Source organism: Micromonospora sp. NPDC048930 (genome assembly GCF_043197935.1).
Classification (GTDB): domain Bacteria; phylum Actinomycetota; class Actinomycetes; order Mycobacteriales; family Micromonosporaceae; genus Micromonospora.
Genome location: NZ_JBICUB010000001.1, coordinates 1,011,129 through 1,031,004, shown reverse-complemented (window position 1 = coordinate 1,031,004; position 19,876 = coordinate 1,011,129). Strand labels below are relative to the sequence as shown.

The window sequence follows — 19,876 nt, the reverse complement described above, 5'->3', positions numbered from 1 at the left end:
CGCGCATGACCCCGCCACCGATCGGCCGCATCGTGGACGCCGAGGTCACGGCGGTGAGCCGGATCGGCGACACCGCCCCGCACAGCGCCTTCACCGACCTGGTCCGGCACGGCGGTGACTGGTTCTGCGCCTTTCGCGAGGGGACGTCGCACGTCTCCGGGGACGGCGTGATCCGGGTGCTCGCCTCGCCGGACGGCCGCTCCTGGACGTCCGCGGCGGTGCTGCGCCGGGACGGCAGCGACCTGCGCGACCCCCGCTTCGTCCCCCGGCCCGACGGCCGGCTGCACCTGTACGCCGCCGCGGCGACCGGCGAGGCCACGAAGTCGTTCCGCACCATGGCGTGGCTCTCGCCGGACGGGCACCGCTGGGGCGACCCGACACCGGTCGGCGAGCCGGACGTCTGGCTGTGGCGGGCCGTGTGGCACGCCGGCGCGATGTACGGCGTCGGCTACGCCACCCGGGAGCCGCGGTTCGTCCGGCTGTACCGCAGCGGCGACGGGGTCGACCTGCACCCGGTCGTGCAGACCCTGTTCGCCGGCGGCTACCCGAACGAGTCGGGCCTGGTCTTCGAGCCGGACGGCACGGCCGTCTGCCTGCTGCGCCGGGACCGGGACAGCGCCACCGCCCAACTCGGCCGGGCCCGCCCGCCGTACCGGGACTGGCACTGGACGGACCTGGGCGTGCAGGTGGGCGGGCCGGCCCTGCTCCGGCTGCCGGACGGCCGGCTGGTGGCCGGGGTACGCCTGCTCGACGGCCGCGCGCGCACCGCGATCTGCGCGGTCGACGCGGAGCGGCGCGAGCTGACCGAACTGGTCACCCTGCCCTCCGGCGGTGACACCAGCTACCCCGGCCTGGTCTGGCACGACGACCTGCTGTGGGTCAGCTACTACTCGTCGCACGAGGGGCGCACCTGCGTCTACCTCGCCGAGGTGGCGATCGGGCCGGCTCACCGCTGATCACGACACTCTCCCGGGGATCGCCACCGCTCACCGATCAAGAAACCGCACGATGTCATCGCGAAGTGGCCGGAGCGGGTCGCGGTGAGGCAGGCCAGGGTCGGAGAGTGAGGGCCTGGCAAGGAGTTCGGTCAGAACGGCTGCCAACTGCTTTCGTTCCACTCGCCGGTCGGACCACGCCGATTCCGGCAGGCGCAGCACGGTGGAGAGCAGGTCGCCGGGGTAGTAGTCGCCCTCCGCCAACGGGTTCCGGAGCAGAACGCGTACCGCGTGAGGCAGGAGTGCCGCTACGCCAACCTGCTGCCCGAGCATGATGCGTAGGTCTTCGACCGTGAAGTCGACCAACGGCTTACGTCGCAGCTGTGCACAGCGGCTTACGAGAGACGAGGCATCCGGACCGGGGTCCGGCCACACGTCCCGCTCCAGCTGCTCGATCGTTGTCACGGCGGTAGTTCCCAGCTGTCGGCTACGGCAGTTGTAGCAGGTGAAGGCTGGGGCCGTAATTGATCTTCCAGTCGACGGGGACTGCGAGAACGCCGTCAGCGACGCACCGAACACCGACACTGATCCACTTGACGTCCTCTCGGGTTCCCCGCAGCGCGAACCCAACGGCAACGTCGAAGATGTCGGCGCCGCACGGGCAGACGACTCGTCCGACAGCCTCGTCTTCCCAGTAGTCCTCGCTGTCGGCGATGAAGGCGGAACTGCCGCACCCGACGCAGGTTCGGTGAGCGCCATCGTTGCTCAGCGCGTTGATCGTTAACCGAAACGTGCGGCCGTCGCACGAGGCGCATACCGAGTCCGCAACGTGGTCGACTGGGTAGCCTTCGGCCGCATACTCGCGCAAGTAGTCGGCGACGTCTGCGGCGTTGTCACCCGTCCACCACTCGCCGGTGGTATCGATCACGAGCATCTCCCGGCCAAGACCGTCGGTACAGGTGGGTGAACCTCAGTCCGCGGCAACTTCCCCAAGCGCCGCTGCCACCGTATCCCGGGCGGCCAGCCGAACACGTGGCCGGTGCCGGTGCACCGCTGCCGGCCGGTGCGGCGCATACGCTCCGGGCCGGCCGGCGGATCTGCAACGTCATCTCTCTTGTCCGATACGGCACGCCGCCGGGGCAGGTGACAACGCGGAGCTGTCGCCGTGTGAGCGCCATACCGCACGCGCCGGCCAGCCGGCGGCTTGCCGTGATCTACCGGGCTGCGGCCTACTGTCGGCATGCAGCCGGGCGACGACGCGACGATGACGATCGGTGAGATTGCCGGCAGGTTCGGTCTGGCCACCCACGTGTTGCGGCACTGGGAGTCGGTCGGCCTGCTGGCGCCGGCCCGGGTCGTCGCCGGGCGCCGCCGCTACCGCGCCGCCGACCTGTACCGGGTCGCGACCATCCTGCGGGCCAAGGAGGCGGGACTGTCGCTGGAGCAGATCCGTGAGCTGCTGACCGCCGCGGTGCCGGCGCGGCGGCGGGAGATCCTGCTTCGTCACCGGGAGGACCTCGCCGCACGGATCGACGCGCTGCGGGAATCCCTGCGGTTCATCGACGGGGGCCTGGAGTGCGAGCACGAGGACTTCACCGCGTGCCCGCATTACCAGGCGATGGTGCGCGCCCGAATCGGACCGCAGGCCGCACCTCACGTACCGTCATGACGGCCCGAGCGGCAACCCCGGACGGCCTTGCCGGGATGGTTACCAGGCATGGTCGCCGCCCCGGCCCGCCGCTGACACGCGTAGGGAGCGTCACGACAGGCCTGGCATTGCGAAAGGGATCATGGTCGGCGGGCTGAGGCGACGAACATCGGAAAGGCCACGAACAGTCGGTCATGGCGCGCCCGAAACCGCTGGTCCCCGGCCCAGACGGCGCCCTGCTCGGCGGTCACGCTGCCCGCGGTGACCGCCCTCGCGCCGAACGCCTCGACCATGGGCAGGAATCCGGGGTCGGTGAAGATGCCGGTGTGCGCCTCGACGGCCACGTCGTGGAATCCGGCGTCGAGGAGCAGGTTCCGGTAGGCCCGGGCCACCCGAGGGTTCGGGCGGGAGTCGGCCTGGCTGCGCAGGATCGTTCTGGTGAGGTCGGGGTGGGACGAGTCGATCATCAGGGCGTCCCAGTCCTGTCCGACCAGCACGATCCGCCCGCCCGGGCTCAGCACCCGGTGCGCCTCCGCCAGCGCCGCGGCGGGGTCCGGCACCTCGTGCAGCACCTTGTCGGCCCGGTAGCCCGACACGGCCTGGTCGGGGAGGGGGAGAGACTCGGCGCTGCCCGTCCGGAACTCGGCCCCCGGCCAGCGGCGGCGTGCCGTGGCGAGCATCAGCTCATCCGGGTCGACGCCGAGGGCGGCGGCGCCGCGCTGGTGGAGTTCGGCCACCGCGCGTCCCGTGCCGCAGCCCACGTCGACCACCGAAGCGCCGGGGGAGAGGTCCAGCAGGTCGTAGCTGCGGTGCCGTAGGCGCACCGCCGCCGCCTCGGTCTCCGCGGCGTCGAGTCGTGCGATCAGCCCGGCGGTGGCATCCATCGTGTCTTCGGTCATGGACGCCACCCTCCGACTTCAGGTCGACCTGAAGTCAAGCGTCCGTCCCACCGGTGGATGACGTTTCGCCGGTGAGCGGGTGTGGGGTGGAGGTGGGCCGTAGCGTGCGGGGGTGGACAGCGGACACCTGCCCCGTCGGCTGCTGCTCGCCGGGATCGGCTCAGCCGCGGTGGCAGCCGCGGCCGGCTGCGAGTCGCGCCGCGCCACGTCCTCGACCCCGCGGCCGACGAGCAGCCCGCGCCCGTCGGGCCCATCGCGCGGGGGTGCGGCCGCGTTGCGGCGAAAGATCGCCAGCCTGCTCGTGGTCGGCTTTCGCGGCGCCCAGGCCCCGAACTGGATCATCAAGGCGGTGCGGGACGGTCTCGGCGGCGTCATCCTCTTCGACCAGGACCTGGAGACCAGGTCGGTGCGGAACATCCGCTCGCCGGAGCAGGTCACGCGACTGGTGAAGAGTTTGAAGGACGCCTCACCGGGCCGGCTCATCGTGTCGATCGATCAGGAAGGCGGCCGTACCTCCCGCCTCAACCCGAGCAACGGCTTCCCGGCGACGAAGTCGGAGGCCGAGGTCGGCGCGGAGAACTCGGCGTCGGCGACTCGCGACTGGGCGCGAGGACTGGTGGCGGGGCTGACGCGGATCGGGGTCACCATGAACTACGCCCCGGTCGTTGACGTGAACGTCAACCCGGACAGCCGGGCGATCGGCAAACTCGGCCGTAGCTTCTCCGCCGACCCGGACGTGGTGGTCAGCAATGCCGCCGAGGAGATCCAGGCGCACCGGGCGGCTGGTGTGAAGACCTGCCTGAAGCACTTTCCCGGATCGGGTAGCGCCGCCGGAAACACCGACTTCGAGGTCGTCGATGTCAGTGACACCTGGCGGGAGGCCGAACTGGAGCCGTTCCAGCGACTGATTCGGGCTGGCCTGGCCGACTCGGTCATGGCGGCCCACGTGCTCAACAAGCAGCTTGATCCGGCGTATCCGGCGTCGCTGTCGACCGCGACCGTGACCGACCTGCTGCGCGGCCGGCTCGGCTGGCGTGGGCCGGTGGTGAGCGACGACATGCAGGCGGTGGCGATCACCGACCGGTACGGCGCCGCCGAGGCGGTCGCCCTGGCGTTGCAGGCCGGCCTGGACCTGCTCGTCTTCGCCAACCAGCAGGTGTACGACCCGCGAGTCGTCGACGAGACAGTCGACACGATCGTCAAGCTGGTCCGGACAGGACGGCTCACCGAAGATCGCATCGACCAGTCCGTCGCACGGGTGGACTCCCTCCGCCCGAAACGCTGACCCACAGGCTCCGGCAGCCTCCAACCCCGAGCACGCGGACGTCCGCTACCACCGCGCCGCACGTCCGAGGTTCCGGGTGTGCCGGCGTCGCTGATGCCTCAGTCAGGCAGGTCAGCTGGCTTGCGATCCCCGGTGCCCAGGTGGGCTCGTAGCTGGTCGTCGGTGGGCTCGACCAGGAAGCTGCCGTCGGGCCAGAGCAGGGTGGGAACACGTCGTCGCCCCCGCTGCAGCTGGCGGACTAGTTCCGTTGCGGTCTCGTCCTCGTCGAGGTCGACATAGGTGTACGCGATGCCGGCCTGGTCGAGCAGGGAACGGCTGCGTCGAACGTCGGGACACCAACTAGTGCCGTACACCACCAGCTCGGGTTCGGCCGCACGGTGGTGCGGGCGGTGGTCTCCGTTCATGTCAATCTCCCTGAGCGTTACGAACAGACGGGCAAGCCGCATCTCCGCGACACGTGGCCGTGGGGACGCGGCGCTGCTGGAGCCCAGCCGACGAGGTGGTAGCCGCCGTCACGGACGGCCGTGCACTGCCAAGGGTCGACAGCCGGCCGCCCACCGGACTGAAGATACCCCGCACCCGTATCGCGCTCAAGGGTTCGGCGGATCTCGCACGTCGGCAGGGGATGCGAGTGGGGATCGCTTGACACGGCATACCGGTGGGGGGTAAGCATATCGCGTTACCAATACCCCCTAGGGGTAACCGAAGGAGTGATTACGATGTGGTCCGGCTCGAAGCGCTGGTGGGCTCTCGCGCTCATCGCCCTCGCCCAGTTCATGGTCATCATGGACACCTCGATCATCGGCGTCGCACTACCACGCATCCAGGCCGACCTCGGCTTCTCACCCGAGAACCTGTCCTGGGTCTTCAACGCCTACGTCGTCGCGTTCGGCGGTCTGCTGCTGCTCGGTGGCCGGCTGTCCGACCTGCTCGGCGCCCGGCGCATGTTCGCCGCCGGCTGGCTCATCCTGCTCGTCGGCTCCGCCGTCGCGGGCCTGGCTGACAGCGTCGCGGTTGAGCTGGCGGCCCGCGCCGTACAGGGAGCCGGCGCGGCGCTGATCGCCCCGTCGGCGCTCACCCTGCTGATGATGCTCTTCGGCGCCGAGCCCAAGGAACTCACGCGGGCCCTCGCCCTGTACGGCGCGGCGGCGCCCGCCGGCGGCACCGCCGGTGTCTTCCTCGGCGGCGTCATCACCGAATACATCAGCTGGCCCTGGGTCTTCTACATCAACATCCCGATCGCGGCCCTCGCGCTGCTGGCCACCCCGGCCCTGATGCCCACCGGGGGGACCCGCCGTGGCTCCCTGGACGTTCTGGGCGCCCTGACGGTGACCCTCGGCCTCGGCGCCGCCGTCTACGGGATCGTCCGCGCCCCCGAGGTGGGCTGGGCCTCCGGGCAGACCTGGCTGGTCCTCGCCGGAGCCGTCGTCGCCCTGGCCGCGTTCGTCGCCATCCAGGCGGCCCGCCGCGAGCCGTTGATGCGCCTGTCGATCTTCCGCGCCCCGAACCTTGCCGCTGCCAACATTGCCCAACTGCTCCTCGGGGCGGCCTGGATCCCGATGTGGTTCTTCCTCAACCTCTACCTGCAGCAGGTCCTCGGCTACAGCGCCTTTCCCAGCGGCGCGGCGCTGCTCCCGATGACGATCCTCATCATGATCGGGATGATCTTCCTCGCCCCGCGGGCCATCGCCCGCTTCGGCGCGAAGCCCATGGTGGTCACCGGCCTCGCGGTCCTCGCCGTCGGACTCGGGTGGCTCGCGTTGGTCCGCCCCGACGGCAGCTTCACCGTCGACGTCCTACCCGCCTCCCTGGTCGCGGCGCTCGGCATGTCGCTGGCGTTCATCCCGTCGCTCGGTACGGCGATCTCCAGCGCCAGGCCCGAGGAGGGTGGCCTCGCCTCGGGCATCGTCAACACCAGCTACCAGGTGGGCTCGGCGCTCGGTCTGGCCGCGATGACCGCGGTTGCCTCCTCCGCCGGCGCCGACCGGCTCGGCGACCTGTCCGCCCTCACCGGCGGCTACTCCGCCGCCTTCGTCGGCGCCGGGATCATCGCGGCCGCAGGCGCCTTCACCGCCGCCCTGACCCTGCGTACGGCGCAGCGGCAGCCCGCCAACGACGCCGAACCGGTGCACGCGGGGTGATGCGAACCGGAAGCATTGGCCGCCCGTAGAACGCCGGTGGGTCAGCCAGATCCTGGCTGACCCACCGGCGTCTTCATGCCGAGCAGCGGGCTGAGACCTTCCTACCCGGCCCCCTCAAGCCTGTTTCGTACGTCGGCCAGTGGCTTGGCTCCTGATCGCGCTACTTTGTCGTACTCGCCTGGCATGATCGTTCGCTGCCAGTGGCGGCCTGGCCTGACCCTGACGGGAGTTGCACCCAATGAGCAGTGATGATGTCCGGCAGCGCGCTGCCAGACCGGAGGATCTCAGCCGGTTCATCGTGGAGCGGCTCAACGCCGGCGACGTCGAAGGGTTGGTCGCGCTGTATGAACCGGACGCCGTACTGGCATTGCCGAACGGTCAGATCGCCACGGGCAGCGCGGAAATCCGCCAGGCATATGAGCACCTGGTCGCTGATAGGCCCACCTTCGCGCCTGGACGGCAGCAGCCCACACTGCAGAACGGCGACCTGGCACTCACGTCGGTCCGCCTGGTCGATGGTGGCGTTACCGTCGAGGTGGCTCGTCGCCAGCCTGATGGCACGTGGTTGTGGGTGATCGACCAGCCCAGCCTTCTGGGATAGGTTCAGAGCCACAGCTCGCCGCCGATGCGAAGGCAGGCGAGGTCCGGCGTAGGTCACACCGGCTTGATCGCGTGGACACGTTCGACGGTGCCGGCCTTGAGCCGTTCGGTCTCTACGATCCGGAACCCGGCGGCTTGCACGAGGGGTAGCTGGCGGCGGGTGAAATGCTCCCCGGCTGCCCGGATCGTAATCCGTTCGAGCAGCCACTGGGCGACGTAGATCGGTGGCCAGGTGCTGCGGATGTGATCCAGCAACAGCAGCCTGCCGCCCGGCACCAGAACCCGCTTCATCTCGGCGATGGCGGTGGCCGGGTCTGGGATGGCGCACAGCGACAGCGCGCAGACCACGGTGTCGAACGAGGCGTCAGAGAAGGGCAAATGCTCGGCGTCGCCCTCGCGCAGGTCGACGTCCCGGCCGAGGTCGCCCGCGCGCCGTCGAGCGATGTCGAGCATCGCGGGGCTGAGCTCGATACCGGTGACGGTGATGTCGGCAGGATAATGGGGCAGGTTGCGGCCGGTGCCGATGGCGACCTCCAGCACGCGACCACGGGCGCGGGCAGAAAGCCACTCCCGGCCGCCACCGAACTGGATCCTCTCGAAGAACGCGATCTGTCTGTCGTAACTGGGCGCGGTCCTGTCCCAGACTCGGCGCTGCTTCGCGGCCGGTGTCTCACCGGTCTTCGCCTTGGCGGTGCGGCTCATGACGGTGGTCCTTCCATGCGTGCGGGCGGGGAAGGGAACAGTCCACGCCGGAGCTGACGGCGCCGCCGCCCATGACCGCTCGCCGCACCCGCGCCGTGGCCCGGCCAGGATCGGGTTGCCCGTCGTCTGCTGCGCGGACACCCTCGGCACCCTGCCCGACCCAACGATTCAAACATCCGACCGCCACCTGGTATCGCCGCCCGCGGGTACCGGCGGGCGATGAATCCGATGTCAGGCGGTCCCGCGCAGCTCGGCGAGCAGCTTCTCCACGCGGGTGCGGATCTCGTCCCGGATGGGGCGTACGGCTTCGACGCCCTTGCCGGCGGGGTCTTCGAGCTTCCAGTCCTCGTAGCGCTTGCCGGGAAAGACGGGGCAGGCGTCGCCGCAGCCCATGGTGACGATGACGTCTGAGGACTCGGCGGTCTCGTACGCCAGGAGCTTCGGGGTTTGAGCGGTGATGTCGATGCCGACCTCGCGCATGGCCTCGACGGCGGCCGGGTTGACGGTTTCGGCGGGGGCGGAACCGGCGGAGCGGACCTCGACGGTCTCACCGGCGAGGTGGCGCAGCCAGCCGGCGGCCATCTGGGAGCGGCCGGCGTTGTGGACGCAGACGAACAGGACGCTGGGCTTGTCGCTCATGAGGTGCCTTCCGTGCAGTACGAGGACCGGTTGACCGGCGCGTCGTCGGGCCCGCGGAACGCGTGGTCCCGGTTGCTGGTGCGGTAGCGGCCGGGGTCGTCGCGGCGGTAGACGAAGCCGTGGCCAGGCCGAGCCGTGCTGGTGTCGGGTAGGTGCGGTGTCATGGGCGGTGGCCGATGCTGGCGTCCTCGTCGGTGGGAACGACGACCTGGTCGGCGGCGGAGCCGGCGTCGGGGTAGAGGGCGGCGAGCAGGCCGACGCCGACGGTGAGGCCGACGAGCCGGGCCAGGACGAAACCGGGTACGGAGGTCGGGGCGATGCCGGCGAAGGTGTCGGTGAACGCGCGCCCGATGGTGACCGCCGGGTTGGCGAACGACGTCGAGGAGGTGAACCAGTAGGCGGCACCGATGTAGGCGCCGACGGCGGCGGGGGCGACCTGGGCGCGACCGGAGCGGGCGAGGGCGAAGATCAGCAGGATCAGTCCGGCGGTCGCGACGACCTCGCCGAGCCACAGGTGACCTGCGGCGCGGTCCTTGTGGGAGAAGTCGACGGCGGTGAGGGCGAACATCAGGTTCGCCAGCACCGATCCGGCGATCGCGCCGAGGACCTGGGCGACGGTGTAGCCAGCGAGGTCGCGGACGGTGAGGCCGGTGCCGCCGCGGCGGCCGAGGAGCCAGTCGGCGGCCGACACGACCGGGTTGAAGTGGGCGCCGGATACCGGGCCGAAGACCAGGATCAGCGCGCCGAGAGCGAAGGCGGTGGCAGTGGAGTTCTCCAGCAGTTGGAGGCCGACGTCGGCGGGGGAGAGGGAGGTGGCCATGATGCCGGAGCCGACCACGGCGGTGACCAGCAGGGCGGTGCCGATGAACTCGGCCAGCAGGCGCCGCCGAAGTGCGATGGTCATCAGTCTGTTCTCTCCCAGGGTGATCCCTTGCTGGGGTGGGCGGTCGTGTCGGTCATCGAGGACCTCCGGCAGCGCCTCGGGGCGTAGCCGCAGGTAGGTGCGGCGGCGGTCTCCCTCGGAACGGCCCTTGGCGACCAGGCCGGCGTCGGTGAGGACCTTGACGTGGTGGGCGACCAGGTTCGTCGGCATGTCGAGCGTGTGAGCGATCTCCCCGGGGGAGGCGTCGCCCAGGGTGAGCGCGTCCACGATCGCCAGGCGTGCCGGGTCACCGAGGGCGGCATGGATCCGAGCACGGCCCGCGAGAGAAGAAGGGTCGATGTTCATTGACTCAACTATTGTTGAGCAACTCTGCCGAAGCACTGACCGCCAGCGTCCTCGCCGGCGCCCTCATGGCCGTCCCGGTCGGCAGGTGGCTCGACCGGCACGGCGGAGGCGCCCTCATGACCACCGGCTCGATCACCGCCACCGTGCTGCTGATCGCCTGGTCCCAGGTCCAGACGATCGGCCAGCTCTACGCCGTCATGATCGGCATCGGGATCACCGGCGCGATGGTTCTCTACGAACCTGCCTTCGCCGTCATCGTCTCCTGGTTCACCCCCCGACCGACGCTCCACCCACGCCTCGCCGCCCCCGTCACCACGGCCAAGGCCAGCGCACCCCTGGCCGCCGCCGTCGTGCGCAACCACGGCGGATACCCGCTGGTGCTAGCAGCCGTCACCTCCGCATGTCTCCTCGCCTCCGCAGGAATGTTGGCCATGCGTGGAGGTGTGACACCGAGCGGCGGTAAGCCGGGCGAGCAGGCCAGCTGACCTCTCCGGGCAGGACGCAGGACGACCGTCGGCGCCGACCGGCCGCCCCGGAGTGCCGACCGGGGGATCCGAGCCGGGTCACCAGTTGGCACCGATGACCGTTCCGGAACTGGGGTGCCAACCTTGTACGCCCGTGACGTCCGCCTCGCCCTGCCCGGAGTAGCGGTACCAGCGTAGATCTCCGGTCGCGTCGACCCCGTAGACGACGTGGCCGAAACCGCCGACATCGCTGACCCCGCCGAACACATGGCGCATCCCCTGCCACCCCTGGCCGATCGGATTGCCCGAGTTGCGGTGCCAGCCACGAACTCCCGACGGGTCCTCTTCTCCCTGGCCGCTGTAGGAGTACCACAGCAGGTTCCCGTTCTCGTGGACGGCGAAGAACACGTTGCCCGAGCCGTGGATGTGCCGGAAGCTCTGCCAGCCGTTGCCCACGCGGTGGCCCGAGTTCGGATGCCACCCGAGGCTCCCGGAGGGGTCGTGCTCGCCGTTGCCGCTGTAGGAGTACCAGTGCAGGTCGCCGTTCTCGGCGACCGCGAAGATCTGGAGGCGGCTCGTCGTCCGTCCCGCCCTCGGGGCGACGAAGACGTGGCGGAAGTTCTGCCATCCATTGCCGATGACGTTCCCCGAGTTCAAGTCCCAGCCGAGCGCTCCGGTCACGTCACTCTCGCCGTTGCCGCTGTACGAGTACCAGTGCAGGTTCCCGTTGGGATGGATCGCCATGATCACGCCGTCGCCGCATCCGATGACCTGCCGCATGGCCGCCCAACCACGGCCGATCAGATTGCCGGTATGGCCGTCCCACACCTGCGTACCCGGCATGGCCCCGAGCGGCTCACCGTGGCCCTGGTAACGGTTCCACTCCAGATTGCCATCTCTCGTCACGCCGTAGAAGACCCCGACCAGCGGCAGCCCGCTGTCGACCGGGGTGGTGCCGTTTCCCCCGTACAGCAGCTTGAGGTGTCGGGTCTTGCCGATGCCGCCCCACGTGATCCGGAGCCCGCCGTCCCCATCGTCGGCCACGGAGATGGCGGAGCCGGTCGGCTCGCCGTTGCTCCACCGGAGTTCGGGTGTCGTCTGTCCCGCATGCCAGACCCCGGAGCCGCCTAGGGCCAGGTCGGGTGCACCCAGATGGGCGACACTCGCCCCCAGACCCTGGCGTACCCGCCAGATCAGTACGCCGTCGTCCGGGAACGAGGCGTCGTAGCGCCGGTCGCCGGCGGCCCCGCGTCTCCGCTCGACCAAGAAGTACTCGTCGGCCTGCCGACTCTCGTGCCACAGCAGAACGGAGCCGTCGGCTCCCTCGCGCACCACTGCGCTGCCGTCGACGGCGAGGGAACAACGCTGCGGCTCCACCCACCCGAGCGCCAGCTTGTGCCAGATGTCCAGGTGCACCGTTCCCTGGTCGTTGCCGAAGAACGGGTAGGCCCCCATCAGTGTCAACAGGTGGTTACCCTGCCCCGTGTTGTAGAGGTCGATCGTGCCGAGCGAATGCGACAGCTCGTGGGCGATCTGGAAGAACGGCGTGAGCGGTCCGGCACCGGCGACGTGCACGCTGACCGTAAGCTGCGCAGGTCCCTGCGGAGACTGGTACGTGAAGGTGAAGGGGCTGTTGTCCCGATTCGCGGGCAGCGCTCCGGTGATGTTTTCGACCAGCACCACGCACAACTCGTGGAACGCTATGGTGCCGTCCTGATCCGCGTCGAAGGCGGTGAAGCTTTCCGGCGCCACCTCGGCGACACGCTTCAGGATTCCGGCGCTGCGTGCCTCCGGGCCCGGATCATTGGCGTACTCGCCGAGCGGTATCGGACCGACCACCGCGACCCGATCGAACCAGAACCTGCCGTTGCTGTTCTCCCGAAAGTACTCGCGCAAGCTGGCAGGGTTCACCGGATCGTCGGTCGTGAACGGCGGGACCGGGTCACCGAAGCCAAGGCGCTCGTAGTATTCCGTCGGGTGGACAGTGTCGAAAGCCGGAAAATTGGTGTACTCGCCGAGGACGACCAGCAGCGGGCGGCCACCCTGCGCGGAGTGTCCGAGCTGGGTGATCGCACCATGCCCGAACGACTCAAGACTCGGCGTGTCGGCCATGTCCGGACGATACGGCCCGCGTCGCCCCAATGTCGGTGACATCGTCTGGGCGCCCACCATCGGCTGACTCGCGGGGCCGGGATACCGAGGCGGGCAGAAGCCCACTTCTCGGCCGTCGCCGTCCGCGACGGCTCGCAGCGGCACGTCCACCGCCGAGGGTCACGGGATTGCCCGACGGTTCAGCCGGCGAGCCTGGTCAGCGTTGCACGGCTGACCTCTCTTACGGCTGCCTCCAGCTTGCCCGCCGCGTCGGCCTCCGGCAGCTTCACGAGGGCGTTGACTGTCAGCACCATGTTGGCGTCGCGGGTGGTGACTTCGTTGACAACGCTGGTGGCGTCGTACCTACCAAAGCGTGCGAAGGCTTCTTGCCCGATGCCGGAGACGGGGCCCGATCGGGTGAGCCGGTACTTCCACATCTTGCTGCCGGCGGCAGAGGTGTACGCGGTGGTGGCGTCGGCGGTGTGATCGTGAACGACCGCGACGATGTCCAGTCGACCGCCGGCGAGCCGGATCGTGCAACTGCGGGTGGCGCGCCCCGCGCCCGTGGATTCGTGGTGGTCGCCGGTGGCCGCCAGCGGCGCGTTCGTGGACTTCAACGGCGAGGGGTCGATGACGTCGCAGAGGTTCGACGGGGCCTGGTACGGGCCGTCCGGGGTGGTGCCCGCCGTCGGCGCGGACGCGGGTGTGCCCCCGGCCTCGGTGGTGTCGCCGTCGGCGGTGCAGCCGGTCAAGGCGAGCGCGGCCAAGGTCGCCGAGGCGGCGATGACGAGCGCCTGCCGGATCGTCTGACGTACCAACGGTTCCTCCTGGAGTTAGGGCGGCTCAGCGTACCGCCGCGACGCGCGAGCACCGTCTCGCGGAGCCGGCGGACTGGTCCACCGCCCGGTGGTGTGGCATGGTGCCCGGGTGATCGACAGCCATGGAGCGTTGGAGGCTGTGGTCCGGCATGCCGTGGACCTGGAGGACGATTACGACGAGATAGCGCCCACGGTCAGGGCGCTGGCGACGTGCGGGGACACCAGCTTGGTGCCGCGGCTGCGGGAGGCGCTGGACCGGTTCCTCGATGAGGAGAACTTCTACGGTCGCGACCTGATTGCCGCTGTCCTGGCCGGCATCCAGGGCGTGGCGGCCCTGCCGGTGCTGCTGCGCGCCTCGGCGCGCGATCTCGGGGATGACCAGGACGGCTTGCAAACCGAGGTCATCGAGCTGATGCACGTGGACCCGGCGGCCAGCCGGCGCGTGGTGCGGGAGTTCGCGACCGCTACCGCGCCCGAGCTTCGTCGGGTGGGGCTGTGGGCACTCGGGTTCGTGGTCGAGGCGCAGGACGTCGAGCCGCTTGCTGCGGCCGCGACCGACCCGGATCCGATGGTCCGCCAGCGGCCGGGGTGAGGGTCCGCGAACAAACCAGGTGAAGACCGCACCAGCGACCCGGACGGAGTCAGACGCCTTGCGTCGGATCCTGGTCGCCGCGTCCGTCTCCGCCGCGCTCGCGGCCGAGGAAGAAGGCGCGCCGCGGGCGGCGCGCAGTGCGGTGACGGCACGGGCGAACCGTAGGAACGGTACGGCGAGGAAGATCAGCTGCCACCAGTTCCGCTTCCAGAACTCCCGGATGGTCGGTCGGTCACCACCCGGAAGCGTAGCCCGCATGCGGTGGGTGGGTACCGATCTCCCGCAGGCTCGGCATGGCGGCCGGCCGAGTTGCCGTGACTGGCCCCGGACCTGCGGCGGGGCCGGATGCCACAATCCCCGTATGCCGTCGGACGCTTGGGCCGCGTTGGCGAACCCGTTCGTGGAAGGTGCGTACGCCTCGGTCAAGGGCCACGTGCGGACGTACGTCCTGCACGCTCAGCTGCTGCGCCACCTCCCTGAGCCGCCGGCGAGCGTCCTCGACGTCGGAGGTGGCGCGGCCCACCAATCCTTGCCGCTGGCCCGACTCGGCTACGACGTCACCGTCCTGGACCCGTCGCCGGCCATGCTCGCGAAGGCCGAGCAGCGGCTCAACGCGGAGCCGAACGACGTCCGGCGGCGCGTCCGGCTGGTCGAGGCGCCCGGCGAGCAGGCCCGGGCGGCGACCGGCGGGCAGCGGTTTTCGGCGGTGCTCTGCCACGGCGTGCTGATGTACCTCGAGCGACCCGAGCCGCTGGTCGCCGAGCTGTGCCGGTGCGCAGCACCCGGGGGAGTCGTCTCGGTCATGGCGCTCAACGCGCGCACGCTGGCCGTCCGTCCGGCCCTCGACCACCGCTGGGCCGACGCCCTGGCTGCCTTCGACGCCACCGGTGAGGTCGGGGTGCTCGGTGTGGACACCCGCGGCGACACCGTCGAGGGCCTGTCGACCCTGCTGCAGCAGGGTGGGGTGGACCCCGAGGGCTGGTACGGGGTCTGGTTGTTTTCGGACTGGCTGGACCTGCCGTCGGACAGCACAGACGTGGCGGCCGTGGCCGCCGTCGAGCTCGAAGCGAGCCTGCGGGACCCCTACCGGCAGCTCAGCCGGGTGTTCCACCTGATCGGCCGGGCCCGGACGCCACGTCGCTGACACCAGTTGCTCAACTGGCGGGAGGCACCACATGCTCGGGTAGGAGAGCCACTGGTGACAACGGCGCGTGCCTACTGGGAATTCCCGATCCCGCTGTGACATATCTGCACTGCTCCGCGCCTTCCCGCCACGGCCGTCACCTGCGCATACTCCAGGGCCGCCGCCCTTGAACCGAAGGGCGATGGCCGATTCGGATGGAGCTGATGGAAAGATGACGTCGCACCCGGTCTCCGCGGCAGCCGCCGGCACCTGGCTGCTCGGTGACCTCAAGGTCAACAGGATCGGCTTCGGCGCCATGCGCCTCACCGGCAGCGGCACCTTCCACCAGGGCGTTCCCAGCGACCGCAGCCAGGCGATCCGCGTCCTGCGTCGCGCGGTCGAGCTGGGCGTGAACCACATCGACACCGCGGCGTTCTACTTCTCCCGGCTGCGCTCGGCCAACGAGCTGATCAACTCCGCGCTGGCGCCGTACCCGGACGATCTCGTCATCGCCACCAAGGTCGGCCCGGCCCGGGACGCCGCCGGCGAGTGGGCCACCCCGGCGCGGCCCGACCAACTGCGCGGCCAGGTGGAGGAGAACCTGCGCCAGCTCGGCCGCGACCACCTCGACGTGGTGAACCTGCGTCTCATGGGCCAGGACTCCATCAGCGAACACTTCGGGGCCCTCGCCGAGCTGCGCGAGGCGGGACTCATCCGCCACCTCGGCATCTCCGGCGCCCGCCCGGAGCATCTTGCCGAAGCCCAGGCGATCGCACCGGTGGTATGCGTCCAGAACCGCTACAGCATCGACACAGCCGGCGAGGACGAGATGCTGCGCGCCTGCGCGGAGCGCGACATCGCGTTCGTGCCCTTCTTCTCCATCGTCGGGGAGAGACGCGTGGCGGGAGCCGACCGGGCCGAGCACGACGAGGTCCACGCCGTGGCCCGCGCACACGGCGTCTCAACTGCGCAGATCCGCCTGGCCTGGATCCTGCACAAGGGCGCACACGTGCTGGCCATCCCCGGGACGGGCAACCCGGATCACCTCGTCGACAATGTGGCAGCGGGCGCACTTCGACTGACCGAGGAAGAACTCCAGCTCCTCGATGCGATTGGCCACTCCGCATCCTGATGCCGGCCGCGTCCGCCGTACTCGACGAAGAGTACGGCGGACGCGGCGAGCAGTACCGCGACACCCCGCCGGCCGACCACCTCCACCGCAGTCCCGGCCGGCGCCATGGTCAGGCATCGAGGACGGCGTACGCGCGGACGGGGAAGGTGCCCATGCCCGCGACCGGGGCGGGCGCGGCGTGGAACCGGAAACCGCTCACCGGCAACGCCCCGAGGTTGGTGAGGTGTTCGACGAGCGTGACGCCCGCGGCGAGCAGCCCGGTGTGGGCCGGGCGGGCACCGTCGGTGGTGTCGTCGACGTTGACCGAGTCGATCCCGACCAGGATCGCGCCGGCCGCGACGAGGTGGTCGACCGCCGCCCGGGTGAGGTACGGGTGACCACCGGACCCGTAGGCGGCGGTGCCGAAGTGCCGGTCCCAGCCGGTGTGCACGAGCACCGCCCGCCCCGCCACGTCGTACGGCGCGAGCAGCTCCGGCCCGATGGCGGGTCCCGGGTGATCGGTGAGCCGCACCACGACGCCGGGCAGGTCGGCGAAGCGTTCCGCCGGGACGGCGGCGAGGTCGTCGCCGTCGGCGAAGCGGTGATAGGGCGCGTCGAGGTAGGTGCCGGTGTTGGCCACCATCGTGATCTGGTCGATCTGGAAGGTGGTGCCGGGCGCGTAGGCCTGCTGGGAGGCCTCGCGGGACACATGCGCGGCGATCTGCGGCCCGGGGAGGCCCGGATAGGTGATCATGCCGGCGTGGATGCGGTGGGACAGCTCGACGATGCCGTGGGTGGCCGGTGGTGGGGCCGCGGCCCGGCGCCCCTTGTGCGGCTCGGCGAGCAGTCGCAACCCGGAGATCGCCACGTCGGCGACCATCAGCAGCCCCAGTTCGCGGACGAACGCGCTCCCCACCTCGGCCGGGCCGACGTGTTCGTCGTCGACGTCGAGCCGGAACCCGCGGGCGGTCAGTCCGCCGCCGTTGGTGAAGGTGACTTCCGCGTCGAACTCCGCCCGCCACTGCTGTGCCACGTCCCGCCCCCGTCGTATGTTCTCGCTGCCCACAACCGCCAAGAATGGGATCGCGCCGGCGCGGTGACAAGCAAGGGTTGCTGGGGCCGGCGTTAAGGAGAACTACATGGAGATCGACCCGCGCAGGTTGCGTGTGCTGTGGGCGGTGTCCCGGCGTGGCGGCATCGCCGCCGCGGCGCCGTTGCTGCATCTGACGCCGTCGGCGGTCTCCCAGCAGATCGCCCAACTCGAGCGGGAGGTGGGCGTCGCCGTTCTCGACCGGGGCCCGCGGGGGGTGACGCTCACCGAGGCCGGACGCCAGCTCGCCGCGACCGGTGAGCGGATCGAGGCGGAATTGACCGAGGCGCGGCGGGCGATCGCCGCGTTGACCGGCCGGGTCGCCGGGCCGGTCACCATCGCCGCCTTTCCGACGGCGATCGCCCACCTCGTCGTCCCGGCGGTGCGCGCCCTCGCCGCCGAACACCCGGCCATCGCGCCACGCGTCGTGGAGCTGGACGGCGAATCGGCGCTGCGGGAGCTCACCACCGGCGCCGTCGACGTGCTGATCGACGACTCGGAGCCGGGCACCGTGCCGCAACCGGCCGGCACGGAGTCGGTGGCGTTGCTCTCCGACCCGTACCGGGTGGTGGTGCCGACAGCGTGGCAACGGACCCCGCCCGGGCTCGCGGACCTCGCGCAGGACCCGTGGATCGTCGGTCCGCCCGGTTCGGCGGTCCGGCGTGCCCTCGACCGCCTCGCCGACGAGCACGGCTTCCGGCCGCTGGCCGCGCACGAGTGCCTGGAGTTTCCGGCGGTGCTGGCGCTGGTGGCGGCGGGTCTCGGGGCAGCGGTCGTACCGGCGCTCGCGCTCGCCGGCGGTGTGCCTCCCGGTGTCGCGGCCACCCGCCTGTCCGGGCTCGGCGGCCGGCACCTGTCGGCGGTGCACCGCGCCTACCGGACCGGAGCCTCGCCGGCCATCGCGGTCACGGTGACCGCGCTCATGGCGGCCGGCCGGGCGGTGACCGCGGTCGTGCCTTCGGAGAAGGCATAGCCGGCGGCCGGCGCGCATGCGGGATCAGCCACCGCGGGGGGCGTACATGATGACGGCGACGCCGGTGAGGCAGATGGCTGCGCCGATGATGTCGTAGCGGTCGGGGCGGAACTTGTCGACGACCATGCCCCAGGCGAGAGAGCCGGCGACGAAGACGCCGCCGTAGGCGGCCAGGATGCGGCCGAAGTTCGGGTCGGGTTGGAAGGTGGCGACGAAGCTGTAGAGCCCGAGCGCGATGACTCCGGCCGCGATCCACAGCAGTCCGCGGTTTTCCCGCCAGCCCTGCCAGACCAGCCAGGCGCCACCGATCTCGGCGAGAGCGGCGAGCAGGAACAGCAGGATCGAGCGGGCAACCGTCATGCCTTCGAACGTAGCGGCAGCACCATGCCCTGTTCCTCGGGCTTCGTCGCGGCGAGCTCAGCGAACGGCAGGGGACAGCAGGAGCTTCCGGCGCAGGCGACCAGGTCGTCACATCCGGCGGAGATCGCCGCCCGCAGGGTGTCGCGGATGACGCTCAGGTCCGCCAGCTTCTGTTCGACCTCGGCGAGCTTGTCCCGCGCCCCGGCCTGTAGTCCCCTGTCCGGCCGCCTGCCGTGCTGGTGCCGACCGACGTCGAGCAGGTCGGCCACCTCATCGAGCGTGAAGCCGAGACGTTGCGCGGTCTTGATCACCCGCAGCAGGGTGACCGTCTCGGCCGGGTAGAGCCGGTGGCCACCCGGCGACCGCTGCGGCGAGGTGAGCAGGCCGCGGCGCTCGTAGTAGCGCAGGGTCTGCTGGTGCACGCCGGCTGCCTCGGCCAGCTCCCCGGTGCGGAGCCCGGACGTGGTCATCTCTCGCCCCGCACGGAGGCCGACCGGTCGGCGAGAGCGTCGAGTACGTCGACCCGCCCGGCCGGCACCCGAACGTCCAGGGTCAGGGAGTCCGGGCCGGATCGGGACAGGTCGAAGGCGAAGAAGGAACAGCAGGAGGACTCCCGCGCCGTGAGGTCCCGCGCCGTCTCCTCCACCTGTGCCGCGCCGTCGAGCCGCAACCGCAGGTGCTGCGCCGACACCCGGTCGGCGCCCCGCACGGCTTCGGTGAGGAACCGATCGAACTCGGCGAGGCGCAGCGGCCGTTCGGACGCCGGCAGGGTGCACGCATCCGGGATCCAGGCGTCGTCGGTCGTGGTGTGGTGGTCACTCATACCTCCGACGGTAGGCCTGTACCTGGGTACCAGATGCAAGCCCGCCGACGGACGGGCCGGGGCAGGCTCGGGTGATCCGCGCGGTCGCCGCCGGGAGGTTGGTCGACGCCAGGAGGGCTGTCGGTAATCCGACAGCTGTCCGTGTGAGCGCTACGGTGATCCATCCGCCCGTCGGGGTGGTCGATGCGGCTCTGACCTGGGCATATGTTTGATCCATGGGTGCGACCCGCAGGGGGGCGACCGGGTTTGGCCGCATCGGCGACAGCGGATGGGTGGTAGCCCCAGCGTCCCTCTTCCCCTCCCGAACGCGGGGCTCGGCGTGCCGGTTCCGGTGCTGCTCCGCGCCTACGGCGT

Annotated in this window: 25 protein-coding genes; 11 read left to right on the top strand and 14 right to left on the bottom strand. The window is 70.6% G+C overall.

What is annotated here, in order from left to right; translation table 11 throughout:
* The first annotated feature begins 5 nt into the window (after positions 1-5).
* Complete coding sequence (locus tag ACGFI9_RS04440; protein ID WP_393174792.1) at positions 6-956, top strand: exo-alpha-sialidase; 951 nt, start codon at positions 6-8, stop codon at positions 954-956.
* 30 nt (positions 957-986) lie between these two features.
* On the opposite strand, the gene ACGFI9_RS04435 is transcribed toward ACGFI9_RS04440, so the two are convergent.
* Positions 987-1,400: a contact-dependent growth inhibition system immunity protein gene (locus ACGFI9_RS04435; protein WP_393174790.1), complete on the bottom strand. Its 414-nt coding sequence runs from the start codon at positions 1,398-1,400 to the stop codon at positions 987-989.
* 22 nt (positions 1,401-1,422) lie between these two features.
* The gene (locus ACGFI9_RS04430) at positions 1,423-1,863 is read right to left on the bottom strand and encodes a hypothetical protein (RefSeq protein ID WP_393174788.1); all 441 of its coding nucleotides are present in this window, start codon (positions 1,861-1,863) and stop codon (positions 1,423-1,425) included.
* Positions 1,864-2,175: 312 nt separating this feature from the next.
* Between ACGFI9_RS04430 and ACGFI9_RS04425 the strand changes: the two genes are divergently transcribed.
* Positions 2,176-2,604, top strand: a complete 429-nt coding sequence (locus tag ACGFI9_RS04425; protein WP_393174786.1) for a MerR family transcriptional regulator — start codon at positions 2,176-2,178, stop codon at positions 2,602-2,604.
* A gap of 119 nt (positions 2,605-2,723) precedes the next feature.
* Here the strand turns inward: ACGFI9_RS04425 and ACGFI9_RS04420 are convergent, their stop codons facing one another.
* A complete protein-coding gene (locus tag ACGFI9_RS04420) occupies positions 2,724-3,482 on the bottom strand; it encodes a methyltransferase domain-containing protein (RefSeq protein ID WP_393174784.1) in 759 nt (252 codons plus the stop codon).
* Positions 3,483-3,594: 112 nt separating this feature from the next.
* Here ACGFI9_RS04420 and ACGFI9_RS04415 point away from each other — a divergent pair, with 112 nt between their 5' ends.
* Positions 3,595-4,767: a glycoside hydrolase family 3 protein gene (locus tag ACGFI9_RS04415; protein WP_393174782.1), complete on the top strand. Its 1,173-nt coding sequence runs from the start codon at positions 3,595-3,597 to the stop codon at positions 4,765-4,767.
* A gap of 98 nt (positions 4,768-4,865) precedes the next feature.
* Here ACGFI9_RS04415 and ACGFI9_RS04410 read toward each other — a convergent pair whose 3' ends face one another.
* Positions 4,866-5,171 carry a glutaredoxin family protein gene (locus ACGFI9_RS04410; protein WP_393174780.1) on the bottom strand — a complete coding sequence of 102 codons (306 nt, stop codon included), beginning with the start codon at positions 5,169-5,171 and terminating at the stop codon, positions 4,866-4,868.
* A gap of 315 nt (positions 5,172-5,486) precedes the next feature.
* On the opposite strand from ACGFI9_RS04410, the gene ACGFI9_RS04405 reads away from it, so the two are divergent.
* Positions 5,487-6,908: an MFS transporter gene (locus ACGFI9_RS04405; RefSeq protein ID WP_393174778.1), complete on the top strand. Its 1,422-nt coding sequence runs from the start codon at positions 5,487-5,489 to the stop codon at positions 6,906-6,908.
* 238 nt (positions 6,909-7,146) lie between these two features.
* Complete coding sequence (locus ACGFI9_RS04400) at positions 7,147-7,509, top strand: YybH family protein (RefSeq protein WP_393174776.1); 363 nt, start codon at positions 7,147-7,149, stop codon at positions 7,507-7,509.
* A 53-nt stretch (positions 7,510-7,562) separates the two neighbouring features.
* On the opposite strand, the gene ACGFI9_RS04395 is transcribed toward ACGFI9_RS04400, so the two are convergent.
* The 4 genes from ACGFI9_RS04395 to ACGFI9_RS04380 all read right to left on the bottom strand — a co-directional run bounded on the left by ACGFI9_RS04395 (position 7,563) and on the right by ACGFI9_RS04380 (position 10,077).
* The gene (locus ACGFI9_RS04395) at positions 7,563-8,210 is read right to left on the bottom strand and encodes a class I SAM-dependent methyltransferase (RefSeq protein ID WP_393174774.1); all 648 of its coding nucleotides are present in this window, start codon (positions 8,208-8,210) and stop codon (positions 7,563-7,565) included.
* A 231-nt stretch (positions 8,211-8,441) separates the two neighbouring features.
* On the bottom strand, positions 8,442-8,849 hold the full coding sequence (locus ACGFI9_RS04390; RefSeq protein WP_393174772.1) for an arsenate reductase ArsC: 408 nt from the start codon (positions 8,847-8,849) through the stop codon (positions 8,442-8,444).
* Positions 8,846-9,013 (bottom strand): hypothetical protein, encoded by a 168-nt coding sequence (locus tag ACGFI9_RS04385; protein ID WP_393174770.1) that lies wholly within the window; start codon positions 9,011-9,013, stop codon positions 8,846-8,848. The genes ACGFI9_RS04390 and ACGFI9_RS04385 overlap by 4 nt, the downstream gene beginning before the upstream one ends.
* Positions 9,010-10,077 (bottom strand): aquaporin, encoded by a 1,068-nt coding sequence (locus ACGFI9_RS04380; protein WP_393174768.1) that lies wholly within the window; start codon positions 10,075-10,077, stop codon positions 9,010-9,012. Before ACGFI9_RS04380 ends, ACGFI9_RS04385 begins: the two co-directional genes overlap by 4 nt.
* A gap of 14 nt (positions 10,078-10,091) precedes the next feature.
* Here ACGFI9_RS04380 and ACGFI9_RS04375 point away from each other — a divergent pair, with 14 nt between their 5' ends.
* Positions 10,092-10,562 carry a hypothetical protein gene (locus ACGFI9_RS04375; RefSeq protein WP_393174766.1) on the top strand — a complete coding sequence of 157 codons (471 nt, stop codon included), beginning with the start codon at positions 10,092-10,094 and terminating at the stop codon, positions 10,560-10,562.
* Positions 10,563-10,640: 78 nt separating this feature from the next.
* Here ACGFI9_RS04375 and ACGFI9_RS04370 read toward each other — a convergent pair whose 3' ends face one another.
* Both ACGFI9_RS04370 and ACGFI9_RS04365 read right to left on the bottom strand, forming a co-directional pair.
* The gene (locus tag ACGFI9_RS04370) at positions 10,641-12,653 is read right to left on the bottom strand and encodes a tachylectin-related carbohydrate-binding protein (protein ID WP_393174764.1); all 2,013 of its coding nucleotides are present in this window, start codon (positions 12,651-12,653) and stop codon (positions 10,641-10,643) included.
* Between the two features lie 179 nt (positions 12,654-12,832).
* Positions 12,833-13,249: a hypothetical protein gene (locus ACGFI9_RS04365; RefSeq protein ID WP_393174762.1), complete on the bottom strand. Its 417-nt coding sequence runs from the start codon at positions 13,247-13,249 to the stop codon at positions 12,833-12,835.
* 13 nt (positions 13,250-13,262) lie between these two features.
* On the opposite strand from ACGFI9_RS04365, the gene ACGFI9_RS04360 reads away from it, so the two are divergent.
* The 4 genes from ACGFI9_RS04360 to ACGFI9_RS04345 all read left to right on the top strand — a co-directional run bounded on the left by ACGFI9_RS04360 (position 13,263) and on the right by ACGFI9_RS04345 (position 16,297).
* The gene (locus tag ACGFI9_RS04360; RefSeq protein ID WP_393174760.1) at positions 13,263-13,442 is read left to right on the top strand and encodes a hypothetical protein; all 180 of its coding nucleotides are present in this window, start codon (positions 13,263-13,265) and stop codon (positions 13,440-13,442) included.
* A 117-nt stretch (positions 13,443-13,559) separates the two neighbouring features.
* Complete coding sequence (locus tag ACGFI9_RS04355; RefSeq protein ID WP_393174758.1) at positions 13,560-14,042, top strand: HEAT repeat domain-containing protein; 483 nt, start codon at positions 13,560-13,562, stop codon at positions 14,040-14,042.
* Positions 14,043-14,403: 361 nt separating this feature from the next.
* Positions 14,404-15,186 carry a class I SAM-dependent methyltransferase gene (locus ACGFI9_RS04350; protein ID WP_393174756.1) on the top strand — a complete coding sequence of 261 codons (783 nt, stop codon included), beginning with the start codon at positions 14,404-14,406 and terminating at the stop codon, positions 15,184-15,186.
* 211 nt (positions 15,187-15,397) lie between these two features.
* On the top strand, positions 15,398-16,297 hold the full coding sequence (locus ACGFI9_RS04345) for an oxidoreductase (RefSeq protein ID WP_393174754.1): 900 nt from the start codon (positions 15,398-15,400) through the stop codon (positions 16,295-16,297).
* Between the two features lie 109 nt (positions 16,298-16,406).
* On the opposite strand, the gene ACGFI9_RS04340 is transcribed toward ACGFI9_RS04345, so the two are convergent.
* Entirely contained in the window at positions 16,407-17,309 is a 903-nt protein-coding gene (locus ACGFI9_RS04340; protein ID WP_393174752.1) for a cyclase family protein, read from the bottom strand.
* A gap of 106 nt (positions 17,310-17,415) precedes the next feature.
* Here ACGFI9_RS04340 and ACGFI9_RS04335 point away from each other — a divergent pair, with 106 nt between their 5' ends.
* Positions 17,416-18,339: a LysR family transcriptional regulator gene (locus ACGFI9_RS04335; protein ID WP_393174750.1), complete on the top strand. Its 924-nt coding sequence runs from the start codon at positions 17,416-17,418 to the stop codon at positions 18,337-18,339.
* Between the two features lie 24 nt (positions 18,340-18,363).
* Here ACGFI9_RS04335 and ACGFI9_RS04330 read toward each other — a convergent pair whose 3' ends face one another.
* From ACGFI9_RS04330 to ACGFI9_RS04320, 3 genes are read right to left on the bottom strand one after another with little or no spacing between them, the layout of a single operon-like run.
* Positions 18,364-18,699, bottom strand: coding sequence for a YnfA family protein (locus tag ACGFI9_RS04330; protein ID WP_393174748.1), 336 nt, complete (start codon positions 18,697-18,699; stop codon positions 18,364-18,366).
* A complete protein-coding gene (locus ACGFI9_RS04325) occupies positions 18,696-19,169 on the bottom strand; it encodes a MerR family transcriptional regulator (RefSeq protein WP_393174746.1) in 474 nt (157 codons plus the stop codon). The genes ACGFI9_RS04330 and ACGFI9_RS04325 overlap by 4 nt, the downstream gene beginning before the upstream one ends.
* The gene (locus ACGFI9_RS04320; protein WP_393174744.1) at positions 19,166-19,522 is read right to left on the bottom strand and encodes a hypothetical protein; all 357 of its coding nucleotides are present in this window, start codon (positions 19,520-19,522) and stop codon (positions 19,166-19,168) included. Before ACGFI9_RS04320 ends, ACGFI9_RS04325 begins: the two co-directional genes overlap by 4 nt.
* Positions 19,523-19,876: the final 354 nt, after the last annotated feature.

Bases quoted from the DNA above. Each gene is read 5' to 3' on its own strand.
- ACGFI9_RS04440 (WP_393174792.1), top strand. From the start codon at position 6: ATGACCCCGCCACCGATCGGCCGCATCGTGGACGCCGAGGTCACGGCG.
- ACGFI9_RS04425 (WP_393174786.1), top strand. From the start codon at position 2,176: ATGCAGCCGGGCGACGACGCGACGATGACGATCGGTGAGATTGCCGGC.
- ACGFI9_RS04420 (WP_393174784.1), bottom strand. From the start codon at position 3,482: ATGACCGAAGACACGATGGATGCCACCGCCGGGCTGATCGCACGACTC.
- ACGFI9_RS04410 (WP_393174780.1), bottom strand. From the start codon at position 5,171: ATGAACGGAGACCACCGCCCGCACCACCGTGCGGCCGAACCCGAGCTG.
- ACGFI9_RS04405 (WP_393174778.1), top strand. From the start codon at position 5,487: ATGTGGTCCGGCTCGAAGCGCTGGTGGGCTCTCGCGCTCATCGCCCTC.
- ACGFI9_RS04400 (WP_393174776.1), top strand. From the start codon at position 7,147: ATGAGCAGTGATGATGTCCGGCAGCGCGCTGCCAGACCGGAGGATCTC.
- ACGFI9_RS04395 (WP_393174774.1), bottom strand. From the start codon at position 8,210: ATGAGCCGCACCGCCAAGGCGAAGACCGGTGAGACACCGGCCGCGAAG.
- ACGFI9_RS04390 (WP_393174772.1), bottom strand. From the start codon at position 8,849: ATGAGCGACAAGCCCAGCGTCCTGTTCGTCTGCGTCCACAACGCCGGC.
- ACGFI9_RS04385 (WP_393174770.1), bottom strand. From the start codon at position 9,013: ATGACACCGCACCTACCCGACACCAGCACGGCTCGGCCTGGCCACGGC.
- ACGFI9_RS04380 (WP_393174768.1), bottom strand. From the start codon at position 10,077: ATGAACATCGACCCTTCTTCTCTCGCGGGCCGTGCTCGGATCCATGCC.
- ACGFI9_RS04370 (WP_393174764.1), bottom strand. From the start codon at position 12,653: ATGGCCGACACGCCGAGTCTTGAGTCGTTCGGGCATGGTGCGATCACC.
- ACGFI9_RS04360 (WP_393174760.1), top strand. From the start codon at position 13,263: ATGACGTCGCAGAGGTTCGACGGGGCCTGGTACGGGCCGTCCGGGGTG.
- ACGFI9_RS04350 (WP_393174756.1), top strand. From the start codon at position 14,404: ATGCCGTCGGACGCTTGGGCCGCGTTGGCGAACCCGTTCGTGGAAGGT.
- ACGFI9_RS04345 (WP_393174754.1), top strand. From the start codon at position 15,398: ATGACGTCGCACCCGGTCTCCGCGGCAGCCGCCGGCACCTGGCTGCTC.
- ACGFI9_RS04335 (WP_393174750.1), top strand. From the start codon at position 17,416: ATGGAGATCGACCCGCGCAGGTTGCGTGTGCTGTGGGCGGTGTCCCGG.
- ACGFI9_RS04330 (WP_393174748.1), bottom strand. From the start codon at position 18,699: ATGACGGTTGCCCGCTCGATCCTGCTGTTCCTGCTCGCCGCTCTCGCC.
- ACGFI9_RS04325 (WP_393174746.1), bottom strand. From the start codon at position 19,169: ATGACCACGTCCGGGCTCCGCACCGGGGAGCTGGCCGAGGCAGCCGGC.
- ACGFI9_RS04320 (WP_393174744.1), bottom strand. From the start codon at position 19,522: ATGAGTGACCACCACACCACGACCGACGACGCCTGGATCCCGGATGCG.